The following is a 15,508-nucleotide window of genomic DNA, read 5'->3' as shown; positions in this document are numbered from 1 at the left end:
GCCGTCCACGGTGCCGCTAGGGCAGGGTCAGGATCTCGTGACCCGTCTCGGTCACCACGATGGTGTGCTCGAACTGCGCGGTCCGCTTGCGGTCCTTGGTCACCGCGGTCCACTTGTCCGGCCAGATGTCGTAGTCGATCGTGCCGAGCGTGAGCATGGGCTCGATCGTGAACGTCATGCCCGGCACCAGGGTCACCGACAGCGAGGGATCGTCGTAGTGGGGGACGATGAGCCCGGAGTGGAACGAGGCTCCGATGCCGTGGCCGGTGAAGTCGCGGACGACGCCGTAGCCGAAGCGCTTGGCGTACGCCTCGATGACCCGGCCGACGATGTTGAGCTGGCGGCCGGGCGCGACCGCCTTGATCGCCCGCATCATCGCCTCGCGGGTCCGCTCGACCAGCAGGCGGGATTCCTCGTCGACCTCTCCGACCAGGAAGGTGGCGTCGGTGTCGCCGTGCACGCCGCCGATGTAGGCGGTGATGTCCACGTTGACGATGTCACCGTCGCGCAGCACGGTGTCGTCCGGGATCCCGTGGCAGATCACCTCGTTGATCGAGGTGCACAGCGACTTCGGGTAGCCGCGGTAGCCGAGCGTCGAGGGATAGGCGCCGTGATCGCAGAGGAACTCGTGGCCGATCCGGTCGAGCTCGTCGGTCGTCACGCCGGGGGCGACGTGCCTGCCGACCTCCTCCAGCGCCTGCGCGGCGATCCGGCCCGCGATCCGCATCTTCTCGATGGTCTCGGGGGTTTTGACGTCGCTGTCGCCCTTCTTGGGCTCGGCCTTCCCCACGTACTCGGGGCGGGGGATGTGGGCGGGAACCTTACGGGTGGGCGAGATCCGCCCGGGGCGGAGCAGCGTGGTCATGCGGCCAAGTCTAGTTGCGCGTCAAGGGGGCACGATTATGGGCGTGAGCGATCAATGGTGGTTCTGCCTGAAGCACATGACCGTCGAGCCCGAGAAGGGCTGCCCGAACAAGGACCGGCTCGGCCCCTACGACTCCCACGACGCCGCCGCCCAGGCCCTGCAGACGGCGGCCGAGCGCAACCAGCGCTGGAGCGAGCAGGACAAGGAATGGGACGACTGATCCCCTGACCCCTCCCCGGCCCGGCGCTCCCGCCGGCTTCTCCCCGGCACCGGCCCGCCCTGTCCGCCCGGCCGGGCCGGGGACACGCGCGCCGCCCGCGAGACGTGCCCGGAGGTTCAGCCGATCGCGGCCGAGTCCGCGGACCGGCGTCCCGCCGCGCGGCGGGCGACGAAGCGGCCGAGCGTCCACACGCCGATGCCGCTCCACACCAGGTTGAGGATCGCGGAGGGCCAGGCGGAGTGGTACGCGCTGTTGACCATCAAGGTGACCGCCCCGCCGAAGTTGAGCAGCTGGTAGGGCAGGCCTTCCCCGGACATCCTGCCGGACGACACCATCGCGTACGCGAGCAGGAGGACGACGGCGCCCGCGGTGCCGATGATCGTGATGAACGTGGACATCAGGACGGCTCGCCGTCCCCGGAAGTGGTCATGGTGCGATGATGCTGCCCACGAAGTGTGAAGAGCAAGTGAAGGATTCTTAATCCACACATAAGATCTGCTGTATGGATATCGACCCGCGACGGCTGCGGATCCTGCACGAGGTGTCCCGCAGAGGCGGCGTCATGAAAGCCGCCCAGGCGCTGCACCTCACGCCCTCGGCCGTCTCCCAGCAGCTCGCCCAGCTGGAACGGGAGGTCGGCCTCGCGCTGTTCGACCGATCACAGCGCAGGGTCACGCTGACCCCCGCCGGCCGGGTGCTGGCGGCGTACGCCGAACGCATCGAGGAGCAGCTCACCGAGGCGAGGCAGGAGCTCAACCGGTTCGCCGAGCGGCTGTCCGGGCCGGTCACGATCGCGGCGTTCCCGACCGTGATCCGGCATCTGCTCGTCCCCGCCCTGCGCGAGCTGGCCGTACGGCACCCGCGGATCACTCCCGTCATCCACGAGCTGTTCGGGCCGGGCGCGGTGCAGGAGCTGCGCCTCGGCGGCGTGGACCTGGTGGTGACGGAACGGGACATGAGCCGGCCCGCCGCGTCCCTGCAGTCGATGTCCCGGCACCGGCTCCACGACGACGAGTACCGCATCGTGGCCCCGCCGTCGTGGGACCGGGTGCCCGCCACCGTCGCCGACCTCGTCGACCTGCCGTGGGTCGCCGGCGTGCCCGACCAGGCGTGCGGGCAGGCGCTCGAACGGCTCGCCCAGCTCCACGGGTTCGTCCCGCGCCGCGTGCACCTGATCGCGGAGTTCCCGCCCGTGCTGGGGCTGGTCTCGGCGGGGCACGGCGTGGCGATCGTGCCGTCGCTGGCGCTGCTCGACGTGCCGCCGGGCGAGGTGGTCGTCACCGGCATCCGCGGCGTGGGCAGCCGCAGGATCGAGGCGCTGACCAGGGTGAGCCGTACGACGTCGGGGGAGCCCGACCCGATGCAGGCCGTGGTGATCGAGGTGCTGCGCGAGGCGGCCGAGGCGGTGGACCGGCGGGTGGGCGAGCTCAGCCGCGCCCCGCTCGGTCCGCCCGCGTCCTGACCCCCGGCGGACGCCGGGGGCCTCAGTCGCAGTCGCTCACCTCAGTCACTCACCTGGGGGCCGGTGATCCGGTCGGCCAGGCGGGCGAGCCGCTCCCGCAGGCCGAGCCGCCGCACGTCCCCGGCGGCGCTGCTCACCAGGTGCTGCGCCGCGTCGAAACTCAAGGCGGCCTCCCCGGCCGGTACGGCGATCGCGTCGTGGGCCAGCGACTCCAGCTCGGGGTCGCCGCCGTCCACGGCGAGGACCGTGGCGCCGCTGCGGCGGGCGTCGTCCACCCGCTCCAGCAGGGGCACGGGCGCCCGTTGCTCGGCGACCACGAAGAGCGTCTCGCCCCTGCCGGTCCCGCGCAGCCGCTCCATACCGACCCGCAGGTGGGCGGGCGCGCCGGGCGGCGGCGCCCAGCGGACGAGCGTGGGGGAGAGCTGGGCGAGCCCCGACAGCCGGGCCTCGTCGGCGAGATGGGCGGTGACGTGCCACGGCTCGTCCTCGGGGGTGCCGACGACGAGGAGCCCCCCGGCCGACCGGGTGGCCCGCAGGGCCAGGCCGAGCTCCCGGGTGCGTTCGACCCATCCGGTGGAGGCGAGCACCTCGCGCAGCAGGTTCACCGATGCGGCGTCCATGACCGCCATGGTGCCTGACACAAGCGCGTGAAGTCCCGCCGATTGGGTCCTTGACACACCGTTACCCCCAGGTAACGATCAGCCCACGGCGCCGATTTTGGAATGTGATCCAACAGCCGGAAGGCGGCTCTATGAACCTTCGTGTTCGCGCCACCCTGTCCATGATCGGGGCTCTTCTCCTGCTGCCCGCGCTCATCGGCACCGCACACGCGACCTCCGCCGGGGACGTCGTCGAAGCCGGCCGCACGACCGTCTATCTCCTCCCCGGCAAGCTGCTGGAGGTGCCGGTGAAGGCCTGGCATCTCCGCTACCGGTCCACGTCCGCCACCGGGGAGCCGAACGTCGTCTCGGGCACCCTGCTCGTTCCCGACGCCCCGTATCCGCTCGGCAAGCGGCCCATCGCCGGGTACGCCGTCGGGACGCACGGCATGGGCGACCGGTGCGCGCCGTCGGCCGCCATGGCGAACGGCACCGAGGCCGAGCTCGCCATCGTGAGCCTGATGCTGCTCAAGGGCTGGGCCGTCGCGATGACCGACTACGAGGGTCTCGGCACGCCGGGCGACCACACGTACATGGCGGGCCTGTCCCAGGGGCACGCCGTGCTCGATTCCATCAGGGCGGCGGCGCGGGTGCCGGACGCGAACCTGTCCGCCACCGCCCCCGTCGTGGTCATGGGCTACTCGCAGGGCGGGGCCTCGGCGGCCTGGGCCGCCCAGCTGCAGCCGTCGTACGCGCCCGAACTGCGGCTCAAGGGCGTCGCGGCGGGCGGCGTGCCCGCCGACCTGCGGGCGGTGGCCGATCACCTGGACGGCACGGGCGACTTCGGGCTCGCCGCGGCGGCCGGCATCGGGCTGGACGCCGCCTATCCGGAGCTGAACCTCGAGAGCTACCTGACCCCCGAGGGCGCGGCCCTGTTCGGGGACGCGCGCGACGACTGCGTGAGCGACCTGCGCGCCAGGTTCGACGGACGGCGCCTGGCGGACTTCACCACCGCCGACGTCATGAACCTGCCGGACTGGCGGGCCCGCCTCGCCGAGAACCGCCTCGGCGCGTCCGCGCCGCGGGTGCCGCTGTTCCTCTACCACGCCAAGGGCGACGAGATCATCCCGTACGAGGTGGGCAGGACCCTGCGCAAGGAGTACTGCGCGCGGGGCGTGAACGTCCTGTGGACCGGCCTGCCTGCCGGCAGCCACGTGCTCGGCGCGGTCGAGGGCGGGCCGCTGGCGGTCGCCTGGCTCGCCACCCGCGTCGCCGGCCTCCCCGCCATCCCCAACTGCTGACCCCGAGTCCCCGCCGGCGGTCTCCCGGAGGTGGGACCGCCGGCCGGTGGCCGGTCGCCCGCGCGCGTCAGCGGGCCGCGCGGACGAGGCCGGCCTCGTAGGCCGCGATGACCAGGTGCGCGCGATCGCGTGCCCGGAGTTTGCTCAGCAGATTGCCGATGTGGGTCTTGACGGTCTTGATCGAGATCGTGAGCCTCGCGGCGATCTCGTCGTTGGACAGCCCGTGAGCGACCAGGGCGAGAACCTCGGTCTCCCGTTCGGTGAGAGCGTCCAGGCGCGCGGGCTTCGCGCGCGGTGGCTGGGCGATGTAGGCCTCGATCATGCGGGCGAGGACCTGCGGGGCGAACAGCGACTCGCCCCGGTGAGTCCGGCGGATCGCGTCAAGGAGCGTGTCGGGGTGGGAATCCTTGAGGAGGAAGCCGCTGGCGCCGGCGTGGAGAGCGGCGCGGACATACTCGTCGAACTCGAACATCGTGAGCACGATGACCTTCACGGATCCGGCGTCCGCGTCGGCCATGACGCGGCGGGTGGCCGCGATTCCATCGGCACCCGGCATCCGGATGTCCATGAGCACGACGTCGGGACGCAGTTCGGCGCTCAGCCTGACGACCTCGTCGCCGGTGCCCGCCTCACCGGCCACCGTCATGTCGTGATTGGCGTCGATGACGGCGGCGAGGCTGTGGCGCAGCAGGGGCTGATCGTCGGCGATGACGACGCGAATCGGAGTCACGCGGTCTTCCATGGCATCCGAGCCTCGGGAATACGGGCGGTGACGCGAAAACCGTTCCCGGCGCGCCCGGCTTCGAAGGTCCCGCCGATCGCGGTGACGCGTTCCCGCAGGCCCTCGATTCCGTGCCCGGCTCCCGCGTGCGGGGTCCATCCGTCCACCGGGCCTTCGTCCCAGACGCTGGTGACGATCCAGTCGCCGTCGCGATGGACGTACACGTTCGCGCTGGTCGGCCCCGCGTGCCGCGCGGTGTTCGTGAGGGCCTCGCGCACGACGGAGCAGACCGCGAGCTGTGCCCCGGAGCTGATGTCGTCGATCTCGCCGAGTTCTACAGTGACGGCCGGGCCCGCCCTCTCGGCGTCCTCGACGATGGCAGGCAGGTCCCTGAGGGAGTCCGCGGGCCGCAGGGGTGCGGCCGCAGCGGCCGAGTCACGCAGCACGTTGAGCATGCGGCGTAGCTCCGTCGTGGTCTGCCGTCCGATGCGCTCGATGTCCGACAGCGCCGCGGAGGCGTCGTCGCCGGTGCCGGGATAGCGTGCCGCGCTCGCCCGTACGGTGATCAGGCCGAGGCCGTGGGAGACGATGTCGTGCAGCTCCCGCGCGATCCGGAGTCGTTCGGCCTGTGCCGCGCGTTCGCCGGCCCACGCCGCGAGCCGCGCTTCGTACGCGACCCGCTGCCGGCGTGCGCCGGACGCCGCCCACACGGTGACCGCCAACGCCAGCGCGGCGATGACGACGGGGAGGACGACCGCGGCGAGACCCCCGCGGCCGACCGCGAGAAGGGCGAGCAACAGCACGACGTTGACGGCGACGGCCAGTGGCCAGACTCGCCGCCCATGTCTCGGAAACGCGTGATCGGCCTCCATGTTCCAAATCTAAGGACTCTGCTCGATCCGCACATCGGACCAGGGTCCGAGAGGCCCGGGTCCGAGCCGCGGGAACGAGTACGGTCGTCGGGCCGATGACCGGAGACGACGCTCCGCGTACACCTGTGGACATGATTACGATCGACCACCTCGTCAAGCGGCGCGGTTCCCGGCAGATCCTGAGCGGCATCAGCTTCCGGGCCCGCCCCGGGAGGGTGACGGGATTCCTCGGCCCGAACGGTGCGGGCAAGAGCTCGACGTTGCGCATTCTGCTCGGCCTGGACCGGGCGACCTCCGGCACGGCGCTCATCGGTTCCGTCCCGTTCGCGAAGCTTCGTGACCCGCTGTCCATGGTCGGGGCCATGCTGGACGGCTCCGGCGCGCACCGGGCGCGGACTGGCCGGGCGCACCTGCGCTGGGTGGCTCGCTCGGCGGGACTGCCGCGTGCGCGTATCGACGAGGTGCTCGAGGTCGTGGGCCTGACGAACGCCGCGTCGAAGCGGGTCGGCGGTTACTCCCTCGGCATGGGGCGCCGGCTCGGGCTGGCGACGGCGCTGCTCGGCGATCCGGAGATCCTGGTGCTGGACGAGCCGGTGAACGGGCTGGATCCGGACGGCATCCGGTGGATCAGGACCTTCCTGCGTGAACGCGCCGCGTCCGGCGGGACCGTGCTGCTGTCCAGCCACCTGGTCGGGGAACTCGCGGAGACGGTGGACGACGTCGTGATCGTCAACGAGGGCAAGGTCGTGGCGGACGGCACCCTCGGCGAGGTCACCGGCACCCACCGCACCCTCGAGGACGCGTTCTTCGCCCGCACCACCGGTGGTGCGCCGTGAAGGCGCTCGCGGCCGAGGCCTCGAAGCTCGCCTCCCTGCCGGCGGTGTGGGCCGCGACGGCGGCCGGGGTGCTCGTGCCGGGCGTGGTCGCCGCGATCACCGCGTCCTCGGCCCTCGGCGCGATCGACCGGGGGGCCGCGGTGACCGCTCCGATCGACACCGGCTATCAGGAACTGGCCTTCGGCGTGGTGGGGGCGATCATCCTCGGCGTCGTCGCGGTCAGCAGCGAGTACGTCACCGAGAGCGCGGAATCCGGAGGCGGGCGGCAGATCACCACCAGCCTGACCGCCGTCCCCTCCCGCCTCCGGTTCCTGCTCGCGAAAACGGCCGCGATCGCGATCGGCGCCGCGATGCTCGCGATCATCGCGGCGGGGACCACCATGGGCGTCGTCCGCGTGGTGCTCGGCGAGCACGCCCCGGCACTGGGAGCGGGCGACGTCCCACGGCTGGCCGGTGTCGCCTGCTACTGGACGTACACCGCGCTCCTCGCCGCCGGGATCACCGTGCTCACCCGCCACGGGGTCGTTCCGCTCGCGGTGCTCGTCGCGAACACCTCGGTCGTCTCCGTCACCTACCTGCTGACGAGGATCGCGCCGCCGGCGAACTACCTGCCGGACATGGCCGGGGTCCGCATGTTCATCCGTGATCTCGCCGGCAGCACCGCCGAGATCGGTCCGCTGACCGGCGGCCTGGTGATGACCGCCTGGGTGACGGCGCTGCTCGTGATCGCCGCGATCGCGTTCACGCGGAGGGACGCATGACCGTTCCCAGGCAGGCGACTCGCACCCGCGGCAGGGAAGCGGTTCAGGCGCTCGTGGCGGAGCTGTCGAAGCTCGTGTCCCTTCCGGCGACCTGGCTGACGCTGGGAGGCACTCTGGTGGTGAACCCGGTCCTCGCGATCGCGTACACGGCCGCCGGTCTCCACGGTTCCACCGGCACCACGAGCGTCCCCGACATCGGACTGGCTCCGATCGGCTACACGCAGGCCGGCTTCGTCATCCTCGGTGTGCTCGCCGCCTGCTCCGAGTACACCGGCGGGCAGATCCGGACCACGCTGACCGCGATGCCCCGCCGCGCCCTCCAGCTCACCGCCAAGCACCTCGCGTTGGCGATCGTCGTGCTTCCCGCCGCGGCGATCGCGGCCGCGTCCGGGGTGGTCATCGCGGCGGCCGTGCTCGGCGGCACCGCCGCGCCCGTGACCGCGGGCCGTGCTGCGGGGGCGCTGAGCGGTGCGGCCGCGTACCTCACGCTGACGACGCTGATCAGCGCGGCCGTCGGCGCCCTCGTGCGCCGGACGCTCGCGGCGGCCGTCGTCCTGCTGGGCTATCTCTTCATCGCCGGACCGCTCCTGCGCGACCACGTCTCCGCGGCGAAATACCTTCCGGACAGTGCCGGATTCGCCATGTGGTTCCCACCGGCCGACGAAGCGGGCACGGTGACACCGGTGCACGGCGCGGTGCTCCTCACGGCGTGGACCGCCGTCCTGATCGCCGTCGCGGTGTCCGGGTATCGCCGTCTGGACGTGTGAAGCACCGGGCCGCCCGTGCCTCTCGGGTCTCCACGGATCGGGTCCCACGGATCGGGCCCGGGCCGCTCCCGGCGGCGGCCTGCTGGCATGATCTGAGCCATGGCTGAGCACACCACCGCAGATCTCCCGGACGTCTCCGCGCTGACCATCGGCATCCTGGGTGGGACCGGCGACCAGGGCAAGGGGCTGGCCCGCCGGTTCTCGATGGCCGGAAACACCGTGCTGATCGGCTCGCGCAGCGCCGAGCGCGCCGAGGAGGCGGCGCGTGAGATCGGCGTACGCGGGGCCGCCAACGCCGAGGTGGCGGCCGAGGCGGACGTCGTGATCGTCGCGGTGCCCTGGGAGGGGCACAAGGCCCTGCTGGAGTCCCTGCGCGAGCCGCTCACCGGCAAGATCGTGGTGGACTGCGTCAACCCGCTCGGCTTCGACAAGCGGGGGGCGTACGCGCTGCCGGTGGAGGAGGGGAGCGCGGCGCAGCAGGCGGCGGCGGTGCTGACCGGCAGCCGGGTCGTCGCGGCCTTCCACCACGTGTCGGCGGTGCTGCTGCTCGACCCCTCGGTGGCGGAGATCGACCTCGACGTGCTCGTGCTCGGCGACGACCGCGAGGCCACCGACGTGGTGCGCGCGCTCGCCGGCCGCATCCCCGGCGCCCGCGGCGTCTACGCGGGCCGCCTGCGCAACGCCCAGCAGGTCGAGGCGTTCACGGCGAACCTGATCTCGATCAACCGCCGCTACAAGGCCCACGCGGGCATCCGGGTCACCGACGTCTGAGCCTCACACGGCGGTGGCGACGAGCCAGTCGGCCACCGCCTCGGGGGCCACGAGCTGGTGCAGGTGCTCACCGGGGATGCGGGCCACCGGCCAGCCCCGCTCCCCGGCCTCGTGGGCGAGGGGGGCGTACGCGTCCGCGAACCACAGGTAGCCGCTCCTGAGATGGTCCCACCGGGCCGGCACCGGGATCTCCTCCAGGTAGTACGCGAGGGGCAGCCGCGCCTGCTCGGCCACGACCACCTGCCGGACCACCGGGTCGGGCAGGAGGGCGGCGACGTCGTCCGCGGGCCACCAGTCGGTCCAGCGGGGCAGGACGCCCGCGTCGTCGGCGAGGCCGCGCAGGAAGGCGAGGTGCTCCGGCTCCGCCGCCCGGCAGACGCCCCTGCGCGGCGGCAGGGCGGCGTCGACGAACAGGCACGCGGCGACCTGCCCGGCGAGGGCCTGCGCGATCAGCGGCACGAACAGCCCGGCGTTGCTGTGCGCCACGACGGCGAGCGGCCCGCGCGGCGCGCTCGCCGCCACCTCGCTCACCACCCTCGGCCAGTACGGCGGCGGGCCCGTCGTCACGTCGGTCAGCGGGGGCACCACGGCGGTGTGCCCGCGCGCCCGCAGGGTCTCGGCGACCGGGGCCCAGGTCGAGGGGCCGACGGAGGGACTGTGCACGAGGAGGAAGCTGACATCCACCACCTCATCCTCACCATGCGCGGTGGAGAAGGAACCCTCCTCCGCTCGACGCGTAACCGATCGCCAATGGACCAATCTGACAAGAGCGGCTTTTCTGGGTCATTCTGGACGGCATGAGCTCCCTGCATCCGGAAACGCGCGTCGTCCACCTGCCCCGGCCCACCCCGGAGGGCAGCAGGCCGATCGCCATGCCGATCTACCAGACCTCGGGGTTCGTCTTCGACGACCCGGCCGTCTTCGCCGACGGCATGGGGCGGCCCGACGGGGCGTACGTGTACGGCCGGCTCTCCAATCCCACCGTCCGCGCCATGGAGGAGGCGGTCGCCGGGCTGGAGGGCGGCGTGGCCGCCGTGGCCACCGGCTCGGGCATGGGCGCGATCAACGCGGTGCTCCTCGGCCTGCTGAAGTCGGGCGACCACGTGATCGCCCAGTCGGCGCTGTACGGCGCCACCGCGCAGGCGCTGAACAGCCTCGCGGAGCGCTTCGGCGTCGAGGTCACCCACGTGCCGCAGGACGACCCCGCCGCCGTACGGGCCGCCGTGCGGCCTGCGACGAAGCTGCTGTATCTGGAGACCATCGCCAACCCGATGACGCAGGTGGCCGACCTGCCGGGGATGTGCGCGGCGGCGCGCGAGGCCGGGATCCTCACCGTGGTCGACAACACCTTCGCCTCGCCGGTCCTGTGCCGCCCCATCGAGCACGGCGCGGACATCGTCGTGCATTCGGTGACCAAGTATCTGTCCGGGCACACCGACGTCGTCGGCGGGATCGCGGTGTTCGCCTCGGAGGACCTGCACCGCAGGGTGTGGTCGTACGCGGTGGAGCTCGGCGCGACGGCCGACCCGTTCGCCGCGTGGCTGACCCTGCGGGGGATGCAGACGCTGCCGCTGCGGATGGAGCGCCACTGCGCCAACGCCCGCGTGCTCGCGACGCGGCTCGCCGGGCACCCGGCCGTGGCCGCCGTCCACTGGCCGGGCCTGGCCTCCCACCCGTCGCACGAGCTGGCCGCCAAGCTCCTGCCCGACTTCGGCGGCGTGTTCTCCTTCGACCTGACGGGAGGGCGTCCGGCGGGCGAGGCGTTCATGCGCAACGTCCGGCTCGCGCTGCTCGCGCCCTCGCTCGGCGGCGTGGAGACGCTGATCCTCCACCCGGCCACGACGTCGCACCGTACGGTGAGCGCCGCGGGCCTGGCCGCCGCGGGCATCGGCGAGGGAACGGTCCGGGTGGCCGTGGGCATCGAGCACGCCGAGGACCTGTGGGCCGACTTCGCCCAGGCGCTCGACGCGATCTGACCCGCCTCCATGGGAAGGGCGGCCGCGGCGGGTGCCACGGCCGCCCGGGCGGGGCGTCAGCGGTAGCTGTGCTCGGGCCTGGGGAAGGCGCCGGAGACGACCTCGTCGGCGTACGCCCGGATCGCCCGGTCCATCTCCCCGGCCAGGTCGAAGTACTTCTTCACGAACTTCGCGGGCCGCGGGGTCAGGCCCATCAGGTCCTGCCAGACGAGGACCTGCGCGTCGGTGTCCGGCCCGGCCCCGATCCCGATCGTGGGGATGCTCAGCGACGTGGTGACCCGCTGGGCGAGGTCGGCGGGGACGCACTCCAGCACGACGGCGAAGGCGCCCGCGTGCTCCAGCGCCTTGGCGTCGGCCATGAGCTCGTCACCCGCCTGGCCGCGGCCCTGCACCCGGTAGCCGCCGAAGGCGTTGACCGACTGGGGGGTCAGGCCGAGGTGGGCCATGACCGGGATTCCGGCCGACACGAGCATCTCCACCTGCGGGAGGACCCGGTGGCCGCCCTCCAGCTTGACGGCGTGCGCGCCGGCCTCCTTCACGAAGCGGGCCGCGGTCTCCAGGGCCTGCTGGGGTGAGGCCTGGTAGGAGCCGAACGGCAGGTCGGCCACGACCATCGCCCGCGACGAGCCGCGCACGACCGCGGCGGTGAGCGGGATGAGGTCGTCGACCGTGACGGGCAGCGTCGAGTCGTAGCCGTAGACGACCATGGCGGCCGAGTCGCCGACGAGCATCACCGGGATGCCGGCCTCGTCGAACACCTTGGCGGTCATGGCGTCGTACGCCGTCACCATCGGCCACTTCTCGTGGCGCTCCTTGGCGGCCGCGATGTCGCGGACGGTGACCCTGCGCCCCACGGCGCCGCCGTAGAGGGCGGGCGTGGACACAACGGAAACAGAGGACATGGCTACCTCCAGGCCTCGTGGCGCCCCTGTGGCGTCCCCGGACAGTCAGATCATTGCATGTCGCCATGGCTTGGAACACCCCGAGTGGGCGGGGTAATCCGCCCGTGCGACTCATGCGGCAAATGGGGCAAATGGGGCGACCCGGCGGCGGGGATGTCGGAGGCGCCCGGCACAATGCCGTGCGGAGGTAAGGAACCACAATGGCTTTTGATCGTTACCGGCGGGTGCTCGCCCTGCCGGGCGTGCGGGCGTTGCTGCTGGTCGGCATGATCGCGAGAATCCCCCTGACCGGCACCGGAATGACGCTGACCCTGCACGTGGTGAACAGCCAGCATCTGGGGTTCCTCCAGGCGGGACTGGTCGGCACCGCCTCGATGGCGGGCGCCGCGGTCGGCTCGCCGCTCGTCGGGCGCTTGGTCGACCGCCGCGGGCTGCGCCCGGTGATGGCCGTGACGACCGTCGTGCAACTGTGCGTGTGGTGCGCCGCGCCGTCGATGCCGTACGCCGTGCTGCTGCCGGGGGCGCTGATCGGGGGGCTGTTCAGCCAGCCCGTGTTCGGGGCCGTCCGGCAGTGCATCGCCGCGATGGTGCCGGTGGAGAACCACCAGACCGGCTTCGCCCTCGACTCGATGGGCGTGGAGTTGTCGTACATGGTGGGTCCCGCCCTCGCCGTGGCGAGCGTGACCGCGTTCGGCAGCACCGCGACGATGTACGGCGTGGCCGCCGGTCTCGTGGGCTCGGGAGTGGCGCTGTACCTGCTCGACCCGCCCACGCGGTCGGCCGAGGAGAACGCGGGCCAGGCGATCGCGGTCCCCCGGCGGCAGTGGCTGCGGCCCGGTCTGCTCGCCCTGCTCGGCCTGGTGTCCGGGCTGACCTTCGTGCTCACCGCGACCGAGCTGAGCGTCGTGGCGATGCTCAAGGCCGGCGGCGCGACCGCCTGGACCGGGCTGGTCATCGCGTTGTGGTGCGGCTTCTCGCTCGTGGGCGGATTCGTGTACGGCGCGCTGCCCCGGGGGCTGTCGCCCGCGCTGCTCGCGGGCGGGCTGTGCGTGCTGACCGCGCCGGTGGGCCTGGTCGGCGGGGGCTGGGGCTGGCTGTGCCTGGCGCTGGTGCCGGGCGGGCTGCTGTGCGCACCGGCGCTGTCGTCCACCGTGGACGCCGTCAACCGGCGCGTCCCGGCGGCGGCCCGGGGGGAGGCGATGGGCCTGCACGGCACCTCGCTGACGATCGGCGGCGCCCTGGCCGGGCCCCTCGCCGGCGGGCTCCTGGACTCCCACGGCCCCGCCTGGGCCTTCGCCGTGGCCGGGGCGGTCGGCCTCGCGCTGGCCCTGCTCGCCGGGCTCGTATGGCGGAAGGCTCCGGCCGCCGCCGAGGCGGAAGGGACCGTCCCCGTGCCGGTGACCCCCGTGCCGGCGACCCCAGTGCAGGCGACCCCCGTGCCCGCGACTCCGGGGCCGGCGACCCCCGTACCCGAACCCTCCGCGTCCGCCCCGGCCGGGGAGTAGGACAGGCCGGGGAGTGGAAGAACCGGCCCTTCTCCCGCCGGGTCTCCCCAAGTGCGCCGTACGCCCCGAGATGGGACACGCCCCCAACCGGGAATAGAACCGGTCCCCGCGCGGATGTACAGGGGGTGCGCGCCGCGCCGCGACGTCCCCGCGGCGCCGGTGTGACCCTGCCCGACCCTGCCCGACCCTGCCCGACCCTGCCCGACCCTGTGTGGCCGTGCGCGGCCCGAGCGCGCGGGTCACGGCCGGATCCGTCCTCCGCCCGATCGACCAGCGGATATGGCGGCACCGCCGGGATTATGAAACGAGCCCGTTGCGTATCGGAATGCCTGGCGCTACGCTTGCGTTGCGAAACTCGATCGTATCGAAATCATGGGGGATTTGTGGAAGCACACAACGGTCACCCACGCCGATGGCAGGTCCTCGGCGTGATGGTGTTCAGCCTGCTGGCAGTCGTCCTCGACAACACCATCCTCAACGTGGCGATCAAGACGATCGCCGATCCCGTTCACGGCCTGGGCGCGACGCAGAGCGAGCTCGAATGGGCGATGAACTCCTACACGCTGGTGTTCGCCGGCCTGCTGTTCACCTTCGGGGTGCTGGGCGACCGCTACGGGCGTAAGCGGATGCTCATGACCGGCATGGTCCTGTTCGGGCTGGCCTCCCTCGCCAGCGCCTACGCCCAGGACCCGATGCAGCTCATCGCGGCGAGGGCGCTGATGGGCCTCGGCGGCGCCGCCATCATGCCGGCGACGCTGGCGGTCATCTCGAACGTCTTCCCGATCCACGAGCGGGGCAAGGCGATCGGCATCTGGGCCGGCGGCGTCGGCATCGCCGTGGCGATCGGCCCGATCACGGGGGGCGTGCTGCTCGAGCACTTCTGGTGGGGTTCGGTCTTCCTTGTCAACGTGCCCATCGTGCTCGTCGGTCTCGCGCTGATCGCCACGATCGTGCCCGACTCCAAGGACCCCAACAAGGCCGGCCTCGACCCGGTCGGCGTGCTGCTGTCCATTCTCGGCCTGATCAGCCTCGTCTACGGCATCGTCCGCATCAGCGACCTCGGCACCGTCGCCGACGTCTCGGTCATCGTGCCGACGCTGCTGGGTCTGGCGATCCTCGCCGCGTTCGTCTGGTACGAGAGCCGGATCGACCACCCCGCCTTCGACGTGCGCAACTTCCGCAACGCCGGCTTCTCCACCGCGATCGCCACCGTCGGCCTCGTGTTCTTCGCGGCCATGGGTGTGATGTTCTTCCTGGCCTTCTACTGGCAGATCGTCCGGGGCTACTCGCCGCTGCAGTCGGGTGCGCTCGTGCTGCCGTTCGCGGCCGCCCAGCTGATCTTCGCGCCGCAGAGCGCGCGCATGGTGCAGAAGTACGGCGCGCGGGCCGTCGGCACGGTCGCGATGCTCGTCATCACGCTGGTCCTCGCGGCGTACGCCCTGGTGGAGGTGGACACGCCGATCTGGATCCTGCTGGCCCTCGGCTTCGTCCAGGGTGCGGCGATGGCCAACATCATGCCCCCGGCGACCACGGCCATCATGAACGCGCTGCCGCGGGAGAAGGCCGGTGTGGGCTCCTCGATGAGCAACGTCGTCCGGCAGGTCGGCGGCACACTGGGCATCGCCATCCTCGGCGCGGTCCTGTCCGCCAGCTACCGCAGCGACATGGAGGACAAGGTCACCGCCCTGCCGGAGCAGCTGCGCCACGTCGTGATCGAGTCCATCTCGGGTGCGGCCGGCGTCGCCGGCAACCTGGGCGCGCGGGGCGCGAGCCTGCTCGACGCCGCGAACGCCGCGTTCGTCACCGGCGTCCACTGGGCGGCCCTCGGATCGGCCTTCGTCGCCCTCGTCGGCACCCTCGTGGTGGCCCGCTGGATGCCGGGCAAGGCTTCGGTCGAGGCCGTGGTCCCCACGGCTGAGACCGAAAAGGAGACGGCGGTAGTGTGAACTC

At 72.3% G+C, this 15,508-nt stretch carries 17 protein-coding genes; 10 read left to right on the top strand and 7 right to left on the bottom strand.

The genetic code is table 11. The features are described 5' to 3' along the window. Window positions 1–16 precede the first annotated feature (16 nt). On the bottom strand, window positions 17–865 hold the full coding sequence (gene map, locus AAH991_RS11750; RefSeq protein ID WP_346225801.1) for a type I methionyl aminopeptidase: 849 nt from the start codon (window positions 863–865) through the stop codon (window positions 17–19). 43 nt (window positions 866–908) lie between these two features. Between map and AAH991_RS11745 the strand changes: the two genes are divergently transcribed. Then, the gene (locus tag AAH991_RS11745) at window positions 909–1,085 is read left to right on the top strand and encodes a hypothetical protein (RefSeq protein WP_346225800.1); all 177 of its coding nucleotides are present in this window, start codon (window positions 909–911) and stop codon (window positions 1,083–1,085) included. 116 nt (window positions 1,086–1,201) lie between these two features. Here the strand turns inward: AAH991_RS11745 and AAH991_RS11740 are convergent, their stop codons facing one another. Next, a complete protein-coding gene (locus tag AAH991_RS11740) occupies window positions 1,202–1,483 on the bottom strand; it encodes a CBU_0592 family membrane protein (RefSeq protein WP_346225799.1) in 282 nt (93 codons plus the stop codon). 104 nt (window positions 1,484–1,587) lie between these two features. On the opposite strand from AAH991_RS11740, the gene AAH991_RS11735 reads away from it, so the two are divergent. Continuing rightward, window positions 1,588–2,547, top strand: a complete 960-nt coding sequence (locus AAH991_RS11735) for a LysR family transcriptional regulator (RefSeq protein WP_346225798.1) — start codon at window positions 1,588–1,590, stop codon at window positions 2,545–2,547. A 41-nt stretch (window positions 2,548–2,588) separates the two neighbouring features. Here AAH991_RS11735 and AAH991_RS11730 read toward each other — a convergent pair whose 3' ends face one another. Continuing rightward, window positions 2,589–3,167: a hypothetical protein gene (locus tag AAH991_RS11730; protein WP_346225797.1), complete on the bottom strand. Its 579-nt coding sequence runs from the start codon at window positions 3,165–3,167 to the stop codon at window positions 2,589–2,591. Between the two features lie 131 nt (window positions 3,168–3,298). Between AAH991_RS11730 and AAH991_RS11725 the strand changes: the two genes are divergently transcribed. Then, window positions 3,299–4,447 (top strand): lipase family protein, encoded by a 1,149-nt coding sequence (locus AAH991_RS11725; protein ID WP_346225796.1) that lies wholly within the window; start codon window positions 3,299–3,301, stop codon window positions 4,445–4,447. A gap of 67 nt (window positions 4,448–4,514) precedes the next feature. Here the strand turns inward: AAH991_RS11725 and AAH991_RS11720 are convergent, their stop codons facing one another. Then, window positions 4,515–5,177: a response regulator gene (locus tag AAH991_RS11720; RefSeq protein ID WP_428833975.1), complete on the bottom strand. Its 663-nt coding sequence runs from the start codon at window positions 5,175–5,177 to the stop codon at window positions 4,515–4,517. After that, window positions 5,174–6,040 carry a sensor histidine kinase gene (locus AAH991_RS11715; RefSeq protein ID WP_346225794.1) on the bottom strand — a complete coding sequence of 289 codons (867 nt, stop codon included), beginning with the start codon at window positions 6,038–6,040 and terminating at the stop codon, window positions 5,174–5,176. The genes AAH991_RS11720 and AAH991_RS11715 overlap by 4 nt, the downstream gene beginning before the upstream one ends. A gap of 131 nt (window positions 6,041–6,171) precedes the next feature. On the opposite strand from AAH991_RS11715, the gene AAH991_RS11710 reads away from it, so the two are divergent. From AAH991_RS11710 to npdG, 4 genes are all read left to right on the top strand, one after another. Next, complete coding sequence (locus tag AAH991_RS11710; RefSeq protein ID WP_346225793.1) at window positions 6,172–6,876, top strand: ABC transporter ATP-binding protein; 705 nt, start codon at window positions 6,172–6,174, stop codon at window positions 6,874–6,876. Continuing rightward, entirely contained in the window at window positions 6,873–7,637 is a 765-nt protein-coding gene (locus AAH991_RS11705) for an ABC transporter permease (protein WP_346225792.1), read from the top strand. The genes AAH991_RS11710 and AAH991_RS11705 overlap by 4 nt, the downstream gene beginning before the upstream one ends. After that, complete coding sequence (locus tag AAH991_RS11700) at window positions 7,634–8,404, top strand: hypothetical protein (protein ID WP_346225791.1); 771 nt, start codon at window positions 7,634–7,636, stop codon at window positions 8,402–8,404. The genes AAH991_RS11705 and AAH991_RS11700 overlap by 4 nt, the downstream gene beginning before the upstream one ends. A 99-nt stretch (window positions 8,405–8,503) precedes the next feature. Continuing rightward, window positions 8,504–9,175, top strand: coding sequence for an NADPH-dependent F420 reductase (gene npdG / locus AAH991_RS11695; protein ID WP_346225790.1), 672 nt, complete (start codon window positions 8,504–8,506; stop codon window positions 9,173–9,175). Between the two features lie 3 nt (window positions 9,176–9,178). On the opposite strand, the gene AAH991_RS11690 is transcribed toward npdG, so the two are convergent. After that, complete coding sequence (locus AAH991_RS11690) at window positions 9,179–9,859, bottom strand: alpha/beta hydrolase (protein ID WP_346225789.1); 681 nt, start codon at window positions 9,857–9,859, stop codon at window positions 9,179–9,181. A gap of 113 nt (window positions 9,860–9,972) precedes the next feature. On the opposite strand from AAH991_RS11690, the gene AAH991_RS11685 reads away from it, so the two are divergent. After that, window positions 9,973–11,151, top strand: a complete 1,179-nt coding sequence (locus tag AAH991_RS11685; protein ID WP_346225788.1) for a trans-sulfuration enzyme family protein — start codon at window positions 9,973–9,975, stop codon at window positions 11,149–11,151. 56 nt (window positions 11,152–11,207) lie between these two features. On the opposite strand, the gene panB is transcribed toward AAH991_RS11685, so the two are convergent. Next, window positions 11,208–12,053, bottom strand: coding sequence for a 3-methyl-2-oxobutanoate hydroxymethyltransferase (panB, locus tag AAH991_RS11680; protein ID WP_346225787.1), 846 nt, complete (start codon window positions 12,051–12,053; stop codon window positions 11,208–11,210). Window positions 12,054–12,253: 200 nt separating this feature from the next. Between panB and AAH991_RS11675 the strand changes: the two genes are divergently transcribed. Together AAH991_RS11675 and AAH991_RS11670 are read left to right on the top strand one after the other, a co-directional pair. After that, window positions 12,254–13,558 (top strand): MFS transporter, encoded by a 1,305-nt coding sequence (locus AAH991_RS11675; protein WP_346225786.1) that lies wholly within the window; start codon window positions 12,254–12,256, stop codon window positions 13,556–13,558. Between the two features lie 383 nt (window positions 13,559–13,941). After that, window positions 13,942–15,504: an MFS transporter gene (locus tag AAH991_RS11670; protein WP_346225785.1), complete on the top strand. Its 1,563-nt coding sequence runs from the start codon at window positions 13,942–13,944 to the stop codon at window positions 15,502–15,504. Window positions 15,505–15,508: the final 4 nt, after the last annotated feature.

Source organism: Microbispora sp. ZYX-F-249 (assembly GCF_039649665.1).
GTDB classification, from domain to species: domain Bacteria; phylum Actinomycetota; class Actinomycetes; order Streptosporangiales; family Streptosporangiaceae; genus Microbispora; species Microbispora maris.
Note: the sequence above shows the minus strand (reverse complement) of the source record. Positions and strands in the feature narration are given on the sequence as shown.

Bases quoted from the DNA above. Each gene is read 5' to 3' on its own strand.
- AAH991_RS11700 (WP_346225791.1), top strand. From the start codon at position 7,634: ATGACCGTTCCCAGGCAGGCGACTCGCACCCGCGGCAGGGAAGCGGTT.
- AAH991_RS11730 (WP_346225797.1), bottom strand. From the start codon at position 3,167: ATGGACGCCGCATCGGTGAACCTGCTGCGCGAGGTGCTCGCCTCCACC.
- npdG (WP_346225790.1), top strand. From the start codon at position 8,504: ATGGCTGAGCACACCACCGCAGATCTCCCGGACGTCTCCGCGCTGACC.
- AAH991_RS11725 (WP_346225796.1), top strand. From the start codon at position 3,299: ATGAACCTTCGTGTTCGCGCCACCCTGTCCATGATCGGGGCTCTTCTC.
- AAH991_RS11710 (WP_346225793.1), top strand. From the start codon at position 6,172: ATGATTACGATCGACCACCTCGTCAAGCGGCGCGGTTCCCGGCAGATC.
- AAH991_RS11740 (WP_346225799.1), bottom strand. From the start codon at position 1,483: ATGTCCACGTTCATCACGATCATCGGCACCGCGGGCGCCGTCGTCCTC.
- AAH991_RS11715 (WP_346225794.1), bottom strand. From the start codon at position 6,040: ATGGAGGCCGATCACGCGTTTCCGAGACATGGGCGGCGAGTCTGGCCA.
- panB (WP_346225787.1), bottom strand. From the start codon at position 12,053: ATGTCCTCTGTTTCCGTTGTGTCCACGCCCGCCCTCTACGGCGGCGCC.
- AAH991_RS11675 (WP_346225786.1), top strand. From the start codon at position 12,254: ATGGCTTTTGATCGTTACCGGCGGGTGCTCGCCCTGCCGGGCGTGCGG.
- map (WP_346225801.1), bottom strand. From the start codon at position 865: ATGACCACGCTGCTCCGCCCCGGGCGGATCTCGCCCACCCGTAAGGTT.
- AAH991_RS11685 (WP_346225788.1), top strand. From the start codon at position 9,973: ATGAGCTCCCTGCATCCGGAAACGCGCGTCGTCCACCTGCCCCGGCCC.
- AAH991_RS11735 (WP_346225798.1), top strand. From the start codon at position 1,588: ATGGATATCGACCCGCGACGGCTGCGGATCCTGCACGAGGTGTCCCGC.